The following is a 16527-nucleotide window of genomic DNA, read 5'->3' on the forward strand; positions in this document are numbered from 1 at the left end:
TGCTCGATCCCCGGCGGTGACAGCACTACCGTTCGTTCCGAGATCGCGGTTCCCCTCGGTTATCGAAACCGTGGATGCGGCAATATGCTGTACTTCGTGTCGAATCTACGGATCAGTGAAGTGGCCGCGTTGCTGGGGGTCAGCGACGACACGGTGCGTCGGTGGATCGATCAGGGCCGTCTGAGCGCGATTCAGCTCGACAGTGGCCGCATGGGGGTCAGCGGCCGCGAGCTCGCCCAGTTCCTGCGGGCCAACGCCGATGCGCCCGCACCCGGTGCGACGGTCGCGGCCTCGGCCCGTAACCGGATGCGCGGAATCGTGACCCGGGTGGTCAAGGACACCGTGATGGCGCAGGTGGAGATGCAGGCCGGACCGTTCCGGCTGGTGTCGCTGCTGAGCCGGGAATCGGTCGACGAGCTCGGTCTGGAAGTCGGCAGCATCGCTGTCGCGTCGGTGAAATCCACGCACGTCGTCGTGGAGATACCGGAAAGTTGACGAGGATGAGAATGATTCGCAAATGGGCTGTCGCGGCCGCGACCGTGTCGGCTGTCGTGACCGTGGCGGGCTGTGGTTCCGGCGACACGAGCGGGCACGCCGACGCGCAGCATGTGTCGGGCACGGTGACCGTGTTCGCCGCCGCTTCGCTGACCGAGACGTTCGGCGAGCTCGGCAAACAGTTCGAGGCCGCGCACCCGGGCGTCGAGGTGGTCTTCAGCTTCGGCGCGAGTTCCGCCCTGGCCGAACAGATCAACCAAGGCGCACCGGCCGACGTGTTCGCCTCGGCCGCGCCCAAGAACATGCAGCAGGTTCGCGACAAAGGTTCGGCCACCGCCACGCCGGTCACTTTCGCGCGCAACCGGCTCGAGATCGCGGTGCCGAAAGGCAATCCCGGCCACATCACCGGACTGGCCGATTTCGGCAGGACCGAGCCGAAGCTCGCCTTGTGCGCGCAGCAGGTGCCCTGCGGTGCGGCGGCCGAGACGGTGTTCCGGACCGCGGGCATCACACCGCAGCCCGATACCCGCGAGCAGGACGTGAAGGCCGTCTTGACCAAGGTCACCCTCGGTGAGGTCGATGCCGCGCTGGTCTATCGCACCGATGTCGAAGCGGCGGGCGACAAGGTCGATGGCATCGACTTCCCGGAATCGGCCGAGGCGATCAACGACTACCCGATCGCGCCGCTGGCGCACGCGCCGAACGCGGCGGCCGCCGCGGCGTTCGTCGAGTTCGTGACCTCGGAGAAAGCCGAATCGGTCTTCGCCGCGGCAGGGTTCGACACCCCGTGATCGCGCCCTCGCGGCGGCGGGCGGTGCTCGGGCGGCGACCGGTCGCGCTGATGCTGCCCGCCGTCTGCGGGCTGGCGTTCCTGGTCGTCCCACTGATCGGGCTGCTGGCGCGAGCGCCGTGGGCGACCATGCCGGACCGGCTGCTCAGTGCCGAAGTCGGCCGGGCGCTGCGGCTTTCGCTGGTGTGCGCGACCGCGGCCACGGCGATCTGCCTGGTTCTGGGCATTCCGCTGGCCTGGGTACTCGCGCGCGCGGAACTGCCGGGGCGCGGACTGATCCGCGCCTTGGTCACCGTGCCGCTGGTGTTACCGCCGGTGGTCGGCGGTGTCGCGCTGCTGCTGGTGCTGGGGCGGCGCGGGCTGATCGGACGGCACCTCTACGAATGGTTCGATGTCTCGCTGCCGTTCACCACCGCCGGGGTGGTCGTGGCCGAAGCGTTCGTGGCCATGCCCTTTCTGGTGATCTCCGTCGAAGGAGCCCTGCGGGCAGCCGATCCACGCTTCGAGGAGGCGGCCGCCACGCTCGGCGCCACCCGCTGGTACGCCTTCCGCCGGGTGACGTTGCCGTCGGTGCTGCCCGGCGTCATCGCCGGTTCGGTACTGTGCTGGACGCGTGCGCTCGGTGAGTTCGGCGCCACGATCACGTTCGCGGGCAACTTCCCGGGCCGTACCACCACCATGCCGCTGGCGGTCTATCTCGCGCTGGAGAGCGATCCGGACGCCGCGATCGTGCTCAGCCTGGTGTTGCTGGCCGTCTCGGTCGCCGTGCTGGTCGCGTTGCGCGAACGGTGGATCCGGGGAGCGGTATGAGCCTGGAGGCCGACCTGCGGATCGACCGAGGACGTTTCGCGCTGGAGCTGCCCCTGGTCGCCGAACCGGGGGAGGTGGTGGCCCTGCTGGGACCGAACGGAGCGGGCAAGACCACGGCCCTGCGCGCCCTGGCCGGACTGATCGCGTTGACCGGCGGGCACATCCGGTTGGACGGAACCACCTGGGACGCGCCACCGTCGGTTTTCGTGCCCGCCGAACGCAGGCGGGTGGGCGTCGTGTTCCAGGACTACCTGCTGTTCGGGCATCTGTCGGCACTGGAGAACGTCGCCTTCGGGCTGCGCGCCAGGGGATATCGGCGCGCTGCCGCCCGCGCGCAGGCCACCGGATGGCTCGACCGGGTGGGACTGGCGGATTTCGCGGAGCGCAAACCGCGAGCGCTGTCGGGCGGACAGGCGCAACGGGTCGCATTGGCCCGCGCGCTGGTCGCCGAACCGCGGCTTCTGCTGCTCGACGAGCCACTCGCCGCGCTGGACGCAGGCACCAAGCTGCACGTGCGCTCCGACCTCGCCCACCATCTGCGCGACTACCCCGGCCACACCGTGCTGGTCACCCATGACCCGCTCGACGCGATGGTCCTGGCCGACCGGCTGGTCATCCTCGAGGACGGCGCGATCGTCCAGCAAGGACCGCCCGCGCAGGTGGCGGCGCGGCCCCGCTCGGATTACGTGGCCACGCTGATGGGTCTGAACCTCTACCGCGGCACCGCGCGTGGCACGCTCGTCGACCTGGACGGGGGCGGCAGCATCACCATCGCCGACCCCGCGCAGGGGCGGGTCCACGTGGCTTTCGGCCCCAACGCCGTCGGCCTCCATCCGCGACAACCCGTGGGCAGCCCGCGCAACTGCTGGCCGGTCACCATCACCGGTATCGAGCAACACGCTCACATCACCCGGATTCGTCTCGACGGCACCCCGCCCGTACTCGCCGACATCACACCTGCCACCGTCGCCGAGTTGCGGCTCCATCCGGGGCAACGGCTGTGGGCGGCGGTGAAGGCCACCGAAACGCGCGCGTATCCAGCGTGAAAAAAGAAAGCAAGGAGTCATGCACTCCTTGCCACTTTCAACATATATCGCACCCGGGGCCTTGCGGCAAGACCCCGGTCGTGCTGCACAATCTCCAGCCGAAGCCATAACCTGCGGAAATCGCGGATTCGCAGGGGTACGTGCGCTTCGGCTCCGATTGGGTTTCGCGGGATACAGGGATGGAGTTTGCGTGATCGATGTGATCGTCGCCGGCGGCGGACCGACCGGATTGATGCTGGCCTGCGAGTTACGGCTGCACGGCGTGCGCACGCTGGTGCTGGAGAAGGAGGCGGAACTCACCGAGCGGTCACGAGGGCAGGGGCTGCACGCGCGCAGCGTCGAGATGATGGACCAGCGCGGCCTGCTGGACAGGTTCCTCGCGGTCAGTAAGAAGTTCCAGGTCGGCGGCCTCTTCGGCGGCATCGTCAAGCCGTGGCCGGACCGGATGGACACGGCGCACCCCTACGGTCTCGCCAATCCGCAGACGGTCACCGAGCGGCTGCTGAACGAGCGTGCTCTCGAACTCGGCGCCGAGATCCGCCGCGGCTGCGAACTGGTCGGGCTGACCCAGGACGAAGGCGGGGTGACCATAGAACTGGCGGACGGGACGCACTTGCGTGCGCGCTACCTCGTCGGCTGCGACGGCGCTCGCAGCACCGTGCGCAAACTGCTCGGCGTGGGTTTCCCCGGCGAGCCGACCAAGGTCGAGACGCTGCTGGGCGTGATGGAGCTGACCGAGGACCCGGCGACGGTGGCCGCGATCGTCGCGGAGGTCCATCAGACCCAGAAGCGGTTCGGGGCCGCCGCCGTCGAGCACGAGGAGGGTGTGTACCGCATCGTCGTGCCCGCCGCCGGGGTGGCCGAGGACCGCGCGGCCGCACCGACGTTCGAGGAGTTCAAACAGCAACTGCGCACCTTCGCTGGCACCGACTTCGGCGCGCGGGCGCCGCGTTGGCTGTCCCGGTTCGGCGATGCCACTCGACAGGCCGAGCGCTACCGGGTCGGCCGGGTGCTGCTGGCCGGCGATGCGGCGCACATCCACCCGCCGACCGGTGGGCAGGGGCTCAACCTGGGGATCCAGGACGCGTTCAACCTCGGCTGGAAATTGGCCGCCGAGGTCGACGGCTGGGCGCCGGAGGGACTGCTGGACAGCTACCACGCCGAACGGCACCCGGTGGGAGCGCGCGTGCTGGAGAACACCCGGGCGCAGATCACCCTGATGGGGTCCGATCCGGGCGCGACCGCGCTGCGGGAGCTGTTCTCGAAGCTGATGGACTTCGAGGAGGTGAACCGGTACGTCACCGAGATGATCACCGCGGTCGGGGTCCGCTACGACTTCGGCGAGGGGCACGACTTGCTCGGCAGGCGGATGCGGGACGTGACGTTGAAGCGGGGGCGCCTCTACGAGCGGATGCACGGCGGCCGCGGGCTGCTGCTCGACCAGACCGGCCTGCTGTCGGTGACCGGCTGGGCGGATCGAGTCGACCACGTCGTCGACGTCAGCGAGGAACTGGAGGTGCCCGCGGTGCTGTTGCGTCCGGACGGTCATGTGGCGTGGGTCGGTGAAGATCAGCAGGAATTGCTCGGCCAGCTGCCGAAGTGGTTCGGCGCCCCCGTGGGCTGAGCGTGCGGTCATGATCCGAGACGGCGACCAGCGGTCTGGGTGCTGATGCTGGTGGCCGAACGTCGCCTGCTTTGCTTCAATCGATGTATGTGCAGGTGGATGGCTTATTCCGGTGAGCCGATCCTGGCCGAGGAACTCTTGTTCCGGCCGGCGCATTCGTTGATCGATCAGAGCTTGCACTCCCGGCTCGGTGCGACGACCACGAACGGTGACGGCTTCGGGATCGGCTGGTACGGCGAAGGCCCGCGTCCGGCCATGTTCAAGAACATCGAACCGGCGTGGAACGACCGCAATCTGCGGGAGATCGCGGCTCAGGTGCGCACGTCGCTGTTCTTCGCGCACGTGCGCGCCTCGACCGGAACCGAGGTGCAGCGTACCAACTGCCACCCGTTCCGGCACGGGCATTGGTTGTGGATGCACAACGGATCGCTGCGCGGTTTCCGGGAGTTCAAGCGCGATCTGATGACGGCGGTGGAACCGGCGTTGTTCGCCGACATCGAGGGTTCCACGGATTCGGAAGTGCTCTTCTTCCTGGCGCTGAGCTTCGGACTCGTCGACGACCCGTTCGGCGCGGTCGCCCGTGCGGTCGGCTTCGTCGAGGACGTCGGTCGCGCATACGAGGTCGAGGCCCCGGTGCAGATGACCGTCGCGACCACCGACGGCACATCCATGTGGTTCTTCCGGTATTCCACCGAACGGCGATCACGGTCGCTGTTCTACTCCACCGATGTCGCGAAAGTGCGTGCGCTGCACCCGGAGGTGCAAGCTCTCCGCCTGCTCGGCGAGGAGGCGCGGTTCGTCGTCTCCGAGCCGCTGCGCGACCTGCCGGGGGAGTGGAACGAGGTTCGGGAATCGTCGGCCGGCGTCGTGCGCCTCGGTCATGACGAGACCCGCCCGTTCCGGCCGATCGCTCCCTGACACCCTCGGCCGCTGACCGCATGGTCGGAATCCGTTGTGCCGGTGCGTCTGTGCGTGTGCGTCGTGGCCTGCGTCTTGTGGGGGACAGGTGTGGTGATGGTTAGGCTGCGGCGTTGTGCGTGGGCTGTCGTCGGTATCGACGTTGTGGTTGGTGTGGGTGGTTACTCGGCTACTGATGGTGGTGTTCACCGGGGTGACGGTGTTGCCGCACAGCGTTTGGGATGCCTCGGCCGCGGACTTGACGCTGTACCGGGAATGGGCCGAAATCATCGTCGGCCGAAGTGTTTTCCCGCTGGACGACGAGCGGTGGCAGTATCCGCCCGGAGCGGGGGTCTTGCTGGCGGTGCCTTGGCTGCTCGCCGGCGGGTTCGCCTACAACTGGTTGTTCTTCGCGCTGGTCGCCGCGGCGGACGCGAGCGTACTGAGTTTGCTGATCCGGGCCGCACGTGCTGACGGACGAGCAGTCGCGCAGACAGGGCCGTGGGTATGGACGGTCGGGGTGGCATCGCTGGGCCGGGTCTGTTACGGCCGATTCGATTTGATCGTGGCCGCGACGGCGGCCGCGGCACTGCTGTGGTCGACGCGCCGACCGGCGTTGGCCGGCGCGGCCGCTGCCGCGGGCGTCTTGCTGAAAGTGTGGCCGGTTGTGGTTCTGCTGGGGTTGCGCAGGCGATCGTTGTGGCGGATGAGTGCGGTGGCGGCCGGTGCCGGTCTGACCGCGAGCGTCGGATTGACGGCACTGGGGCCCGGCGCGTGGTCGTTTCTGCAATTCCAGTCCGAGCGCGGGCTGCAAATCGAATCCGCCGCTGCCACACCGCTGTTGATCGCTCGTCTGGTGAACGGCGGGTGGACCATCGTGCATCGTTACGGGGCCGACGAGTTGTCCGGGCCCGCGGTGACCGCCGCGGCCCGCGGGTGCGTGGCCGCGACCGTCGTCGGCGGCGCGATATTGCTGTTCACCTGGTGGCGCATGCGGCCCCCGCCAGCGGATCTGGCCTTGGCCGCGGTACTGCTCGCCTTGGTGACCAGCCGCGTACTCAGCCCGCAGTACCTGGTGTGGGCGGTGGCGGTGGCCGCGGTCTGCGCGCTCGACTCGCGCACCACGCAGCGACCCGTGGTGATGCTGGTGCTGGCGACGGCGCTGCTGAGCCAGGTGGAATTCCCGTTCGTCTACGACCGGGTGGCCACCGGCAGCTGGCCGGGAGTCATTGTGCTGACACTGCGCAACGGCCTGCTGCTGTGCGCGACGGTGTGGTCCGTGGCGCGGCTGCGCGGCGAGGGAACTCGCACATTTCGCGAGTACCCCGGATCGCCCCGGTCCGTGGGTAGACCGATGGCCGCGTCGTCCCGCTGACCGCCCGCTGCCGCTTCGTCAGCCGACGCGGTCAGAGGTCGGCGACCAGGCCTGCCGCCGCTTCGATCGCGGCGGCCTCGTGGTCGAGCAGGACGTCGCCGCCTTGCGTCGTGACGATCGGGGTGTACGGGTCGTCGACGAATTCTTCGCCGAGCAACTCGCGCAGCACCGCGAGCCCGCAGAACGGAACATAATGCGGGCTGTAGCCACCTTCCTGCACGAACGCGATCCGGCCCGCGCAGGTTTCGGCGGCGATGTCGAGCATCCGGCGGGTCAGCTGCCGGAAGCCGCCGCTGGTGACCATCTGCCGGGCCAGCGGATCGAGAATGCTCGCGTCGAAACCGGAGGCCACGATGATCAGATCGGGGGCGAAGGCGCGCAGCGCGGGCTCGACGACCCGGTCGATCGCGTGCAGATAGGCGGCGTCCCCGCTACCGGGTGGAAGCGGCACGTTGAGCGCGTAACCGTATCCGGCGCCGGTGCCGCGCTCTTCGCGGTAGCCGGAATTCGGCGGGAAACACAGGTGCTGATGGATCGACAGGGTCAGTACCGACGGATCCTCGTACCAGATGTCCTGAGTGCCGTTGCCGTGGTGGACGTCCCAATCGACGACGGCGATCCGCCCGACGCCGAGCACGTCTTTCGCATAGGCGGCGGCGATGGAGACGTTGTTGAAGATGCAGAAGCCCATGCCGGTGGCGCGGGTCGCGTGGTGCCCGGGCGGATTGACCAGTGCGTAACCGTTGTCGACCGTCCCCGCGAGCACATGCTCGACGAGTGCGATCGCGCCGCCCGCCGAGAGCGCGGCGATCTCGTAACCGCCTTTCCCGAACGACGAGACACCGTCGCCGGCGTCCCCGCCTTTCGGAAGCAGATTCTCGGCCTTGATCCGCTCCAGATGGTGCGCGGTATGCACCCGCAATATGTCGGCCTCGTCGGCGGGCGCCGCTGTTATCGAATGCAGCTTGTCGAGCAAGCCCGACACCGAGACCAACTCGTGGAAACGCCGTTTGGTGTCGGGATGCGCGAGGTGATGCCCGATCGCCTGAAGGCCCGCCGTGGCGTCGGAGGGGAACAGGCTTCCGCTGCCGGTGTCGGCCCAGCCGTAGAGGGTGTTCCACACGTATCCAGTTGTCATGGTGAACTCCTAGCAGTCGGCGGACCACCACACCGTCCACCTACATCCGACGCGCCTCAGGGAACGCTCGCGCTCATTACAGACACAGCAGCCACTACGCCGCAACCGCAGAGCTTGCCATCTGTGGCGGCGGCAACTGTGCTGAAACCGTGTCGGGCAGCGGCCGAAACGGATCGGAAGGGCAGCATGTGCCTTCGATTATCTGTGGCGACGAGCCAGGCGGCTTTTGGCTACAGTCGTGTCGTGGCATTCGAGATCACGGCCGAACAGATCGACATCATTCAGCACGACGCGATGCCCATGGCGGCGTACATCTCTCGCCCGGCTCGACCGGGCGACTACCCGCTGGTCCTCGTCGGAGCGGAATTGTGGGGCCTGACGAATGAGGTTCGGGCCGTCGTCCGTGATGTGGCCGCGCTGGGGTATGTGGCGATCGCGCCGAACCTGTACCACCGCTCCGGTCCCGACACCTCGACCGGTATCGAGGAGAGCGACGCCAATCGGGCCCACGCGTTCGAACTGCTGGGCCGGTTGACCCGGGACGGGGTGGAGGCGGATCTGCGCGCTGCCGCCGACTACGCCCGAGAGCATGCCGGTGCCGCTGACCGGATCGGCATGCTGGGCTTCAGCCTCGGGGGACATGTCACCTATTTCGCGGCGACCCGGCTGCCGCTGCGCGCCGCGGCGATCTACTACCCGGGATGGCTGCCCGACGCCGGAACGGCGTTGAGCGTTCCGGACCCGCTGTTGGCGGCGACCTCGCGGATCACCGCGCGCCTGACGCTGTTCTTCGCCGAGCAGGACCATGTCATCGATGCCGACCAGCGGCGCCGGATCGAGGAAGCGCTGTCGGCGGCATCCGTCCGGCACGAGATAGTCGTGTATCCCGGTGCCCGCCACGCCTTCTTCTTCCCCGGCCGCGAGCCCTATGACAAGCAAGCCGCCGACGATTCCTGGCAGCGTGTGCGTGAACTCTTCGCTGCCGAGTTGAGCGCCGGCTGATCCCGCGGTCCCTCGCCGGGTAGCGCACCGCGGCATCACCCGCACCCGTTCATGCCATATCGTCGATGTTCCTACAGTGCACTCGGTTCCGAGGCGTGGGTGGCGCCGATCCAGTGCAGGAGTCGATGAATCGTTTCGTCCGCGAGGCGGTAGCGCACGATGCGGCCACTCTTGGATGCGGTGACCCATCCCTGGTGACGCAACTGACGCAGGGCGTGTGAGGCGGCGGTCGCCGTCATCCCGACCGTGGCGGCGAGTTCGGTCACGCTCTGGCCGGGGGTGTGGTGCAGGCACACCAGCAGCCGCAGTCGATTGGCGTCGGACAGCAGGTCGAATCGGTGTGCCCAGTGCTCGACACTGGAGACGTCCAAGCCGAGCCCGGCGGGCCGGGCGTGTTCGGAATCCAGCGGGTCACTCGTAGCCACCGCTCTACTCTGCCGTTGTCTGCTCGGCGCGGCCAAATATTGCGGACACCCATATATCGGTCCAGTTGAACATATATGGCGTGTATCGTTTCCCGAGGTGAGCGAGACCATGTCGGCGATGCATATGAGCGATGGCATCGTCGACGCATCCACCTCTGCGGTATTCGCGGTCGTGGCCCTCGCCGGGCTGGGATTCGCGGCGTGGCGCGCGCGTGTCGAACTCGATGAGCGTGCCGCTCCGATGGCCGGTCTGGTGGCCGCTTTCATCTTCGCGGTGCAGATGGTGAACTTCCCGATCCTGCCGGGCGTGAGCGGGCATCTGCTCGGTGGCGCGCTCGCCGCGATATTGGCCGGGCCTTATGTGGGTGCGCTGTGTGTGGCGATCGTGCTCGTCGTGCAGGCACTGCTGTTCGCCGACGGCGGGTTGACGGCGCTGGGTACGAACATCACGAATATGGCGTTGCTCGGGGCAGCGGTGGGCTATCTCGCCGCGCGCCGGTTGCTGCCTTTCGCGCCGAGACGCGGCGGGGTCGGGGTCGTCGCGTTCGTCGCGGCGTGGGCCGCGACCATCTGTGCCGCTATGGGTTTCGCTGCCGAGTACGCCATCGGTGGGGCGGCGGGATCCACAGCCGGCGCGGTGACCTGGTACATGCTGGGCACCCATGCATTGATCGGTATCGGGGAAGGCATCATCACCGCGATCACCGTCGTCGCCGTAGTCAACGCCCGCCCCGACCTCGTCTACCTTCTGCGCGCCGCCGATCGGACGAAAACGCGTGCGCGGACGCCGCGCGCCGCACTATCGATGAACGGATTCCTGTTCGGATTCGCCGCCGTCGCGGTACTTGTCGCGGGCCTGCTCTCGTACCTGGCGAGTTCGCGACCCGACGGTCTCGAGGCCACGACACGGCGCGGCTGTACCGTGGTGCAGGTCGACGGCAACGAAGAACTGCGCGGCGAGTGCATCGCGCGGAACGCGGACGATCACGCGTCGGCGGATTCGCCGCTGGCCGGGTACACGATCGACGGCGATGACCGGCTGACCGGCGTCGCGGGCATTCTCGGAGCCGCCGCCGCATTCGCCGCGCTGTTCGCCGTGGTGCGCGTCATCAGGGCAGGTCGATCGAATCGCACCGGGGGCGAACGTGTTTCGAATGGCACGGCCGAGTCGCCCGAACCGGAGTCCGGCTAGGTGTCCACCGTCAGCCATCGGCTGCACCTGCCCGGCAGTTCGCCGGTGCACCGGACGCCGGCCGAGGCGAAGATCGTCTGCGCCGTGATCACCGTCTTCGCGGTGGTCGCGACACCAAGGGACATGTTCTGGCCGTTCGCCGTCTACGCGGCCGGATTGCTCGTCGTCTGGCGCGTGGCGCGGATTCCGCCGCGATGGATCGCGCCGCGGCTGCTGATCGAAATGCCCTTCGTCGCGCTGGCGATTCTGCTGCCGTTCGCGGCCGGAGAACCCAGAACGACTGTCTTCGGACTGTCGCTGTCGACGACGGGTGTCCACGCCGCATGGGGAATCATCGCGAAAGGTTCGATCGGAGTGGGTGTTTCGCTGACCGTCGCGGCCACCACGAGCGTGCGCGAGCTGCCGGGCGGACTCGGCAGGCTCCATGTGCCCGGCATGATCGTCACGATCGTCGTGCTGATGCTGCGGTATGTGGACGTGATCGCCGACGAGGCGGCCCGCATGCGCTTGGCGCGGATCTCGCGCGGAGACGACCCGCGGACGATACGTCAGATCGGTGCCACGGCGCGCGGCGTCGGCAGCCTGTTCCTGCGATCCTACGAACGAGGCGAACGAGTTCACCTGGCGATGCTCTCGCGCGGGTTCACCGGCAGGATTATCGATTTCGGCACGCCTCCGGCCACCCGGAGGCAATGGATCTTCTCCGGTGTTCCCGCCTCGGTCGCCCTCGGTGTCTGTGTCGGCGCCTGGATCGCCCGGTGAGCGAGTCGACGGCCCCCGCCGTACGTCTGGCCGGCCTGACCTTCGCCTATCCGGATGGGACCGGGGCGTTGCACGGGGTGGATCTCGACATCGCCCGCGGCGAACGGGTCGCGGTTCTGGGCCCCAACGGCGCGGGCAAATCGACACTGATGCTGCATCTCAACGGTGTGCTCAGCGCGACATCGGGCGAGGTGTACATCGGCGGCACCCGCGTGGACCGCACCACCGTGCGCACCGTACGCAGGCGCGTCGGCGTCGTCTTCCAAGACCCCGACGACCAACTGTTCATGCCGACCGTCGAACAGGATGTCGCGTTCGGACCCGCCAACTTCGGCATGCGCGGCGAAGACCTCGCCGAGAATGTGCGCTTCGCGCTCGCCGCCGTCGGGATGACCGATCGAGCCGACCGCTCCCCGGCCCGTCTGTCGCTGGGCGAACGCCGCCGCGCCGCGCTCGCCACCGTCCTGGCATGCCGCCCGGAGGTGCTCGTCCTCGACGAGCCCGCGGCCAACCTGGACCCGGTCGCCCGCCGAGAACTCGCCGAGATCCTGCTCACCCTGCCGACGACACTCGTCCTGGTCACCCACGATCTGCCCTACGCCCAGCGCATCTGCGAGCGCGCCGTCATCCTCGACGGCGGCCGCATCGTCGCCGACGGGGCGATAGACGAGATACTTGCCGATACCCAGCTCCTTGCCGCGCATCGCCTCAGCTGAACCGGCCGGAGAAGTTTCGCAATCTACGCATATTCGCTGATTTCGGCACGCAAATATCGGCATCTGCGAGGTATATCGAGCCGGTATGCGCGTGCGTAGCGTGCGAATCGGAAACCGGAAATCGACGTTCGGAGGCGCACCCCGTGATAAACCACCTCGTCCGCACCCACCGCTCCGCCGAGCACTTCCCGCGCGAGGAGCATCTCGCGTGGCGGATCGCCGAGGTTGCCGCGGATCCAGTGGCGGTCGCGCCGGAGACCGAGGAGATGATCGTCAACCGGATCATCGACAACGCGGCGGTCGCCGCCGCGGCGGTGACCCGCCGTCCGGTGGCCAACGCCCGGGCACAGGCGCTGGCGCATCCGTATCGGCCGGGCGCGACGGTGTTCGGTGTGCCGGGCCGGTTCTCGCCGGAATGGGCGGCCTGGGCGAATGGTGTCGCGGTACGCGAGCTGGATTTCCACGACACCTTCCTGGCGGCGGAGTACTCCCACCCCGGTGACAACATCCCGGCGATCCTGGCGGTGGCCCAGCATGCCGGCCGCAGCGGCCGTGACCTGATCCGCGGGCTGGCGACGGGATACGAGATCCAGGTGGATCTCGTACGTTCGATCTGCCTGCACGAGCACAAGATCGACCACGTGGCCCATCTCGGTCCCTCGGTGGCGGCCGGTATCGGCACGCTGCTGGCGCTGGACACCGAGACCATCTACCAAGCCATCGGCCAGGCGTTGCACACCACCACCGCGACCCGCCAGTCCCGCAAGGGGGAGATCTCGAGTTGGAAGGCCTACGCGCCCGCCTTCGCCGGAAAGATGGCGGTCGAGGCCGTGGACCGCGCCCTGCGTGGCGAGGGCGCCCCGTCGCCGATCTGGGAGGGCGAGGACGGTGTGATCGCCCGGCTTCTCGGCGGACCCGGGAAGGAATACTCCGTGCCGCTTCCCGGCCCGGGCGAGCCCAAGCGCGCGATCCTCGACACCTACACGAAGGAGCACTCCGCCGAATACCAGAGCCAGGCGCCGATCGACCTGGCCCGGCGGATGCGCGAGCGGATCGGTGACCTGGACCGGATCGCCTCGATCGTGCTGCACACCAGCCACCACACCCACGTGGTGATCGGCACCGGATCGGGCGACCCGCAGAAGTTCGATCCGACCGCGTCGCGGGAGACCCTGGACCACTCGGTCATGTACATCTTCGCCGTCGCCTTGCAGGACGGCACCTGGCATCACGAGCGCTCCTACGCGCCCGAGCGCGCGCAGCGCCCCGACACCGTCGAGTTGTGGCGCAAGATCTCCACCGCCGAGGACCCGGAGTGGACCCGCCGCTACCACTCGACCGACCCGGGCGAGAAAGCGTTCGGCGCCCGCGCGGAAGTCACGTTGAACAGCGGTGAGGTGATCGTCGACGAGCTGGCGGTGGCCGACGCGCATCCGCTCGGCGCGCGCCCCTTCGCCCGCGGCGAGTACATCACCAAGTTCCGGACGCTGGCGCGGGGCGTCATCGATCCCGCCGAACAGGACCGCTTCCTGGAGGTCGCGCAGCGCGCGGCCGAGTTGTCGGCCGAGGAGTTGGCACAGTTGAACTTCTCGGTCTCCGACCGGGTGCTCGCCCAGGCGCCGAAGCTGCCGGAAGGGCTTTTCCGATGACCGGCCTGCTGGCCGCGGCGACCTCGGCCGCCGACAAACGCGCCGCATTCCGCACGGGACTGACCTCCGGAACGATCCAGCGGTTCCCTGGCGCGTTCAGTCCTCTGGTGGCCGCCCTGATCCAGGAGATCGGCTTCGAAGGCGTCTACGTCTCCGGGGCGGTCGTCTCCGCCGATCTCGCTCTGCCCGATATCGGGCTCACCACGCTGACCGAGGTCGCCGAACGCGGCAGGCAGATTGCGCGGGTCACCGACCTGCCGGTGCTCATCGACGCCGACACCGGCTTCGGCGAACCGATGAGTGCCGCACGCACCGTCTCGATTCTGGAAGACGCCGGAATCGCGGGCTGTCACCTGGAGGACCAGGTGAATCCGAAACGGTGCGGTCACCTCGACGGCAAGGCCGTGGTGACGACAGAGGTGATGGTGCGCAGGCTCAGGGCAGCGGTGTCCGCGCGGCGGGATCCGAACTTCGTGATCTGCGCGCGCACCGACGCCGCCGGAATCGAAGGCATCGACGCCGCGATCGATCGGGCGAACGCCTACGGCGACGCCGGCGCCGACCTGATCTTCACCGAAGCGCTGCGGACGGTCGCCGAGTTCGAGAAGTTCCGGGCCGCCGTCTCGATTCCTCTGCTGGCCAACATGACCGAATTCGGCAAGTCGGAGCTGATCCCGGCGGCCACTCTGCAATCCATCGGCTACAACGCGGTTCTCTACCCGGTGTCGACGCTGCGTCTGGCGATGTTCGCGGCGGAAGCCGGATTGCGCGAAATCTTCGAGCACGGCACGCAGGCGGGCCTGCTGGATCGGATGCAGCACCGCAGCCGTCTCTACGAACTGCTGCGGTACGAGGCCTACAACGAATTCGACTCCGACATCTTCGATTTCACTACGGGAAGGAACCCGTGATGACGGACACCGCGATACCGGCCATCAACAAAGGTCTGGCAGGGGTAATCGTCGACACCACCGCCATCTCGAAGGTGGTGCCCGAAACCAACTCCTTGACCTACCGCGGCTACGCCGTCCAGGATCTGGCCGCCCACTGCGGCTTCGAGCAGGTGGCCTACCTGCTCTGGCACGGTGAACTGCCCACCCACGCCGAGCTGGAGAGGTTCTGCCGGCAGGAGCGGGCATGGCGGCGCGCCGACCGGTCGCTCCTGTCGCTGGTGGCCAAGATGCCGGACAACTGCCACCCGATGGATGTGGTCCGCACCGCCATCAGCTACCTCGGCGCCGAAGATCCGGCCGAGGATGACAATTCGGCGAGGGCCAATCGCGCCAAAGCACTGCGCATGTTCGCGGTGCTGCCGACCATCGTCGCGGCCGACCAGCGCCGTCGCCATGGTCTGGACCCGGTCGCACCGCACTCGCACCTGGGGTATGCCGAAAACTTCCTGAACATGTGCTTCGGGACCATCCCATCGCGCGAACTGGTGAAGGCGTTCGAGGTGTCGTTGATCCTCTACGCCGAGCACGGTTTCAACGCCTCCACCTTCGCGGCTCGGGTGGTCACCTCCACGCTGTCGGATATCTACAGCGCCGTCACCGCCGCCATCGGCGCTTTGAAGGGGCCGCTGCACGGCGGCGCGAACGAGGCGGTCATGCGCGACATGCTCGAGATCGACGATCCCGCGCTGGCCGAGAAGTGGCTGCGCGACAAGCTGGCCGAGAAGGAAAAGATCATGGGCTTCGGCCACCGCGTCTACAAGAACGGTGACTCCCGGGTACCCACCATGAAGAAGGCCTTCCTGGATATCGCCGCCGCGACCGACGGCCGGAAGTGGGTGCGGATGTACGAGATCCTCGAACGCGCGATGAACGAGGCCACCGGCCTCGCGCCGAATCTGGACTTCCCGACCGGCCCCGCCTACTACCTGCTCGGCTTCGACATCGAGGTGTTCACCCCGATCTTCGTGATGAGCCGCATCACCGGCTGGACCGCGCACATCATCGAACAAGGCGAGTCGAACGCGCTGATCCGCCCGCTGAGCGCATACACCGGAGTACCACAGCGCTCGATCGTCGCCTGAGCCGTTTCGGGCGGTACCGGCGGTTCGCGGGACAACACGGCGCCCGGCCCCGTTCGCCGAACACGGCCTCGCCGGGCATGCCCGGCCGCTCTGACGACTCGGCGGGCGATGTAGGTCCGGGGCGGTCGGTGAGTCGGCTGGCGGTCGAGGCTCCTCGCGCCATTATGTGACTGTGAATTATCCAACGCAAGACGAAGATCGAAGGCGGAACCTGCACTCGTTTCGTCGGGACTTCGGGAGAGCCGTCCGCGTTCACCCCTAGCTCGGGTCGGGGCCGATTTCGCCTCGGGTAAGTATTCAGGCCGCTCATCGGCCCGCTCGCCGACCTGGGCGCCGAAGGTTGCGAAGGCTCCTGAACACAACCGGGACATCGGCTAGAACCTGTGCTAAGTTAATAGCTATTCTGATCGCAGGATAGGCGTTGCACTCTCGCCGCCCGCTCCTCGCGATCCCGTCCCGGCTCAATGAGGAGTGGTGTTGTGATGGATGGTTTCAGTAGGCGTGGGGTGTTGCGGGCTGGTGGGGTGTTGGGGGCGGTGGGTGCGTTGTCGGTGGTGGGGGTGCCGGGGCG

Annotated in this window: 16 protein-coding genes and 1 pseudogene; 15 read left to right on the forward strand and 2 right to left on the reverse strand. The window is 67.9% G+C overall.

Annotation, left to right across the window (positions count from 1 at the left end; all coding sequences use genetic code 11):
- Positions 1 to 96 precede the first annotated feature (96 nt).
- From ABZ803_RS21070 to ABZ803_RS21100, 7 genes are all read left to right on the forward strand, one after another.
- Positions 97 to 495 (forward strand): TOBE domain-containing protein, encoded by a 399-nt coding sequence (locus ABZ803_RS21070; protein ID WP_357040662.1) that lies wholly within the window; start codon positions 97 to 99, stop codon positions 493 to 495.
- A gap of 11 nt (positions 496 to 506) precedes the next feature.
- Positions 507 to 1286 (forward strand): molybdate ABC transporter substrate-binding protein, encoded by a 780-nt coding sequence (modA, locus tag ABZ803_RS21075; protein ID WP_357040666.1) that lies wholly within the window; start codon positions 507 to 509, stop codon positions 1284 to 1286.
- A 50-nt stretch (positions 1287 to 1336) separates the two neighbouring features.
- Positions 1337 to 2095 (forward strand): molybdate ABC transporter permease subunit, encoded by a 759-nt coding sequence (gene modB, locus ABZ803_RS21080; protein WP_357040748.1) that lies wholly within the window; start codon positions 1337 to 1339, stop codon positions 2093 to 2095.
- Entirely contained in the window at positions 2092 to 3141 is a 1050-nt protein-coding gene (locus ABZ803_RS21085) for an ABC transporter ATP-binding protein (RefSeq protein WP_357040670.1), read from the forward strand. The genes modB and ABZ803_RS21085 overlap by 4 nt, the downstream gene beginning before the upstream one ends.
- 190 nt (positions 3142 to 3331) lie before the next feature.
- Positions 3332 to 4765: a rifampin monooxygenase gene (gene rox, locus ABZ803_RS21090; protein ID WP_357040673.1), complete on the forward strand. Its 1434-nt coding sequence runs from the start codon at positions 3332 to 3334 to the stop codon at positions 4763 to 4765.
- A gap of 99 nt (positions 4766 to 4864) precedes the next feature.
- Positions 4865 to 5683 (forward strand): class II glutamine amidotransferase, encoded by an 819-nt coding sequence (locus ABZ803_RS21095; protein ID WP_357040676.1) that lies wholly within the window; start codon positions 4865 to 4867, stop codon positions 5681 to 5683.
- Between the two features lie 157 nt (positions 5684 to 5840).
- Positions 5841 to 7037, forward strand: coding sequence for a glycosyltransferase family 87 protein (locus tag ABZ803_RS21100; RefSeq protein ID WP_357040679.1), 1197 nt, complete (start codon positions 5841 to 5843; stop codon positions 7035 to 7037).
- 31 nt (positions 7038 to 7068) lie between these two features.
- Here ABZ803_RS21100 and ABZ803_RS21105 read toward each other — a convergent pair whose 3' ends face one another.
- Positions 7069 to 8175: a class II histone deacetylase gene (locus ABZ803_RS21105; protein WP_357040682.1), complete on the reverse strand. Its 1107-nt coding sequence runs from the start codon at positions 8173 to 8175 to the stop codon at positions 7069 to 7071.
- A 186-nt stretch (positions 8176 to 8361) separates the two neighbouring features.
- On the opposite strand from ABZ803_RS21105, the gene ABZ803_RS21110 reads away from it, so the two are divergent.
- Positions 8362 to 9177, forward strand: a complete 816-nt coding sequence (locus ABZ803_RS21110) for a dienelactone hydrolase family protein (RefSeq protein ID WP_357040685.1) — start codon at positions 8362 to 8364, stop codon at positions 9175 to 9177.
- Positions 9178 to 9248: 71 nt separating this feature from the next.
- Here ABZ803_RS21110 and ABZ803_RS21115 read toward each other — a convergent pair whose 3' ends face one another.
- Positions 9249 to 9584: a metalloregulator ArsR/SmtB family transcription factor gene (locus ABZ803_RS21115; RefSeq protein WP_357040752.1), complete on the reverse strand. Its 336-nt coding sequence runs from the start codon at positions 9582 to 9584 to the stop codon at positions 9249 to 9251.
- A gap of 127 nt (positions 9585 to 9711) precedes the next feature.
- On the opposite strand from ABZ803_RS21115, the pseudogene ABZ803_RS21120 reads away from it, so the two are divergent.
- The 7 genes and pseudogenes from ABZ803_RS21120 to ABZ803_RS21150 all read left to right on the forward strand — a co-directional run.
- Positions 9712 to 10359: pseudogene (locus ABZ803_RS21120) on the forward strand (energy-coupling factor ABC transporter permease); the annotation flags it as partial.
- 48 nt (positions 10360 to 10407) lie between these two features.
- On the forward strand, positions 10408 to 10794 hold the full coding sequence (locus tag ABZ803_RS21125) for a PDGLE domain-containing protein (protein ID WP_357040755.1): 387 nt from the start codon (positions 10408 to 10410) through the stop codon (positions 10792 to 10794).
- Positions 10795 to 11556, forward strand: a complete 762-nt coding sequence (gene cbiQ / locus ABZ803_RS21130; RefSeq protein ID WP_357040688.1) for a cobalt ECF transporter T component CbiQ — start codon at positions 10795 to 10797, stop codon at positions 11554 to 11556.
- Positions 11553 to 12272, forward strand: coding sequence for an ABC transporter ATP-binding protein (locus tag ABZ803_RS21135; protein ID WP_357040691.1), 720 nt, complete (start codon positions 11553 to 11555; stop codon positions 12270 to 12272). Before cbiQ ends, ABZ803_RS21135 begins: the two co-directional genes overlap by 4 nt.
- A gap of 143 nt (positions 12273 to 12415) precedes the next feature.
- Complete coding sequence (gene prpD, locus ABZ803_RS21140) at positions 12416 to 13921, forward strand: 2-methylcitrate dehydratase PrpD (protein ID WP_357040694.1); 1506 nt, start codon at positions 12416 to 12418, stop codon at positions 13919 to 13921.
- The gene (prpB, locus tag ABZ803_RS21145; RefSeq protein WP_357040697.1) at positions 13918 to 14832 is read left to right on the forward strand and encodes a methylisocitrate lyase; all 915 of its coding nucleotides are present in this window, start codon (positions 13918 to 13920) and stop codon (positions 14830 to 14832) included. The genes prpD and prpB overlap by 4 nt, the downstream gene beginning before the upstream one ends.
- Entirely contained in the window at positions 14832 to 15956 is a 1125-nt protein-coding gene (locus ABZ803_RS21150) for a bifunctional 2-methylcitrate synthase/citrate synthase (RefSeq protein WP_357040701.1), read from the forward strand. The genes prpB and ABZ803_RS21150 overlap by 1 nt, the downstream gene beginning before the upstream one ends.
- Positions 15957 to 16527: the final 571 nt, after the last annotated feature.

The sequence above is a fragment of the Nocardia sp. NPDC047648 genome (genome assembly GCF_040642815.1).
GTDB lineage: Bacteria > Actinomycetota > Actinomycetes > Mycobacteriales > Mycobacteriaceae > Nocardia > Nocardia gamkensis.

Bases quoted from the DNA above. Each gene is read 5' to 3' on its own strand.
- ABZ803_RS21125 (WP_357040755.1), top strand. From the start codon at position 10,408: ATGAACGGATTCCTGTTCGGATTCGCCGCCGTCGCGGTACTTGTCGCG.
- ABZ803_RS21085 (WP_357040670.1), top strand. From the start codon at position 2,092: ATGAGCCTGGAGGCCGACCTGCGGATCGACCGAGGACGTTTCGCGCTG.
- ABZ803_RS21150 (WP_357040701.1), top strand. From the start codon at position 14,832: ATGACGGACACCGCGATACCGGCCATCAACAAAGGTCTGGCAGGGGTA.
- prpB (WP_357040697.1), top strand. From the start codon at position 13,918: ATGACCGGCCTGCTGGCCGCGGCGACCTCGGCCGCCGACAAACGCGCC.
- ABZ803_RS21110 (WP_357040685.1), top strand. From the start codon at position 8,362: ATGTGCCTTCGATTATCTGTGGCGACGAGCCAGGCGGCTTTTGGCTAC.
- ABZ803_RS21095 (WP_357040676.1), top strand. From the start codon at position 4,865: ATGGCTTATTCCGGTGAGCCGATCCTGGCCGAGGAACTCTTGTTCCGG.
- ABZ803_RS21105 (WP_357040682.1), bottom strand. From the start codon at position 8,175: ATGACAACTGGATACGTGTGGAACACCCTCTACGGCTGGGCCGACACC.
- modA (WP_357040666.1), top strand. From the start codon at position 507: ATGATTCGCAAATGGGCTGTCGCGGCCGCGACCGTGTCGGCTGTCGTG.
- modB (WP_357040748.1), top strand. From the start codon at position 1,337: ATGCTGCCCGCCGTCTGCGGGCTGGCGTTCCTGGTCGTCCCACTGATC.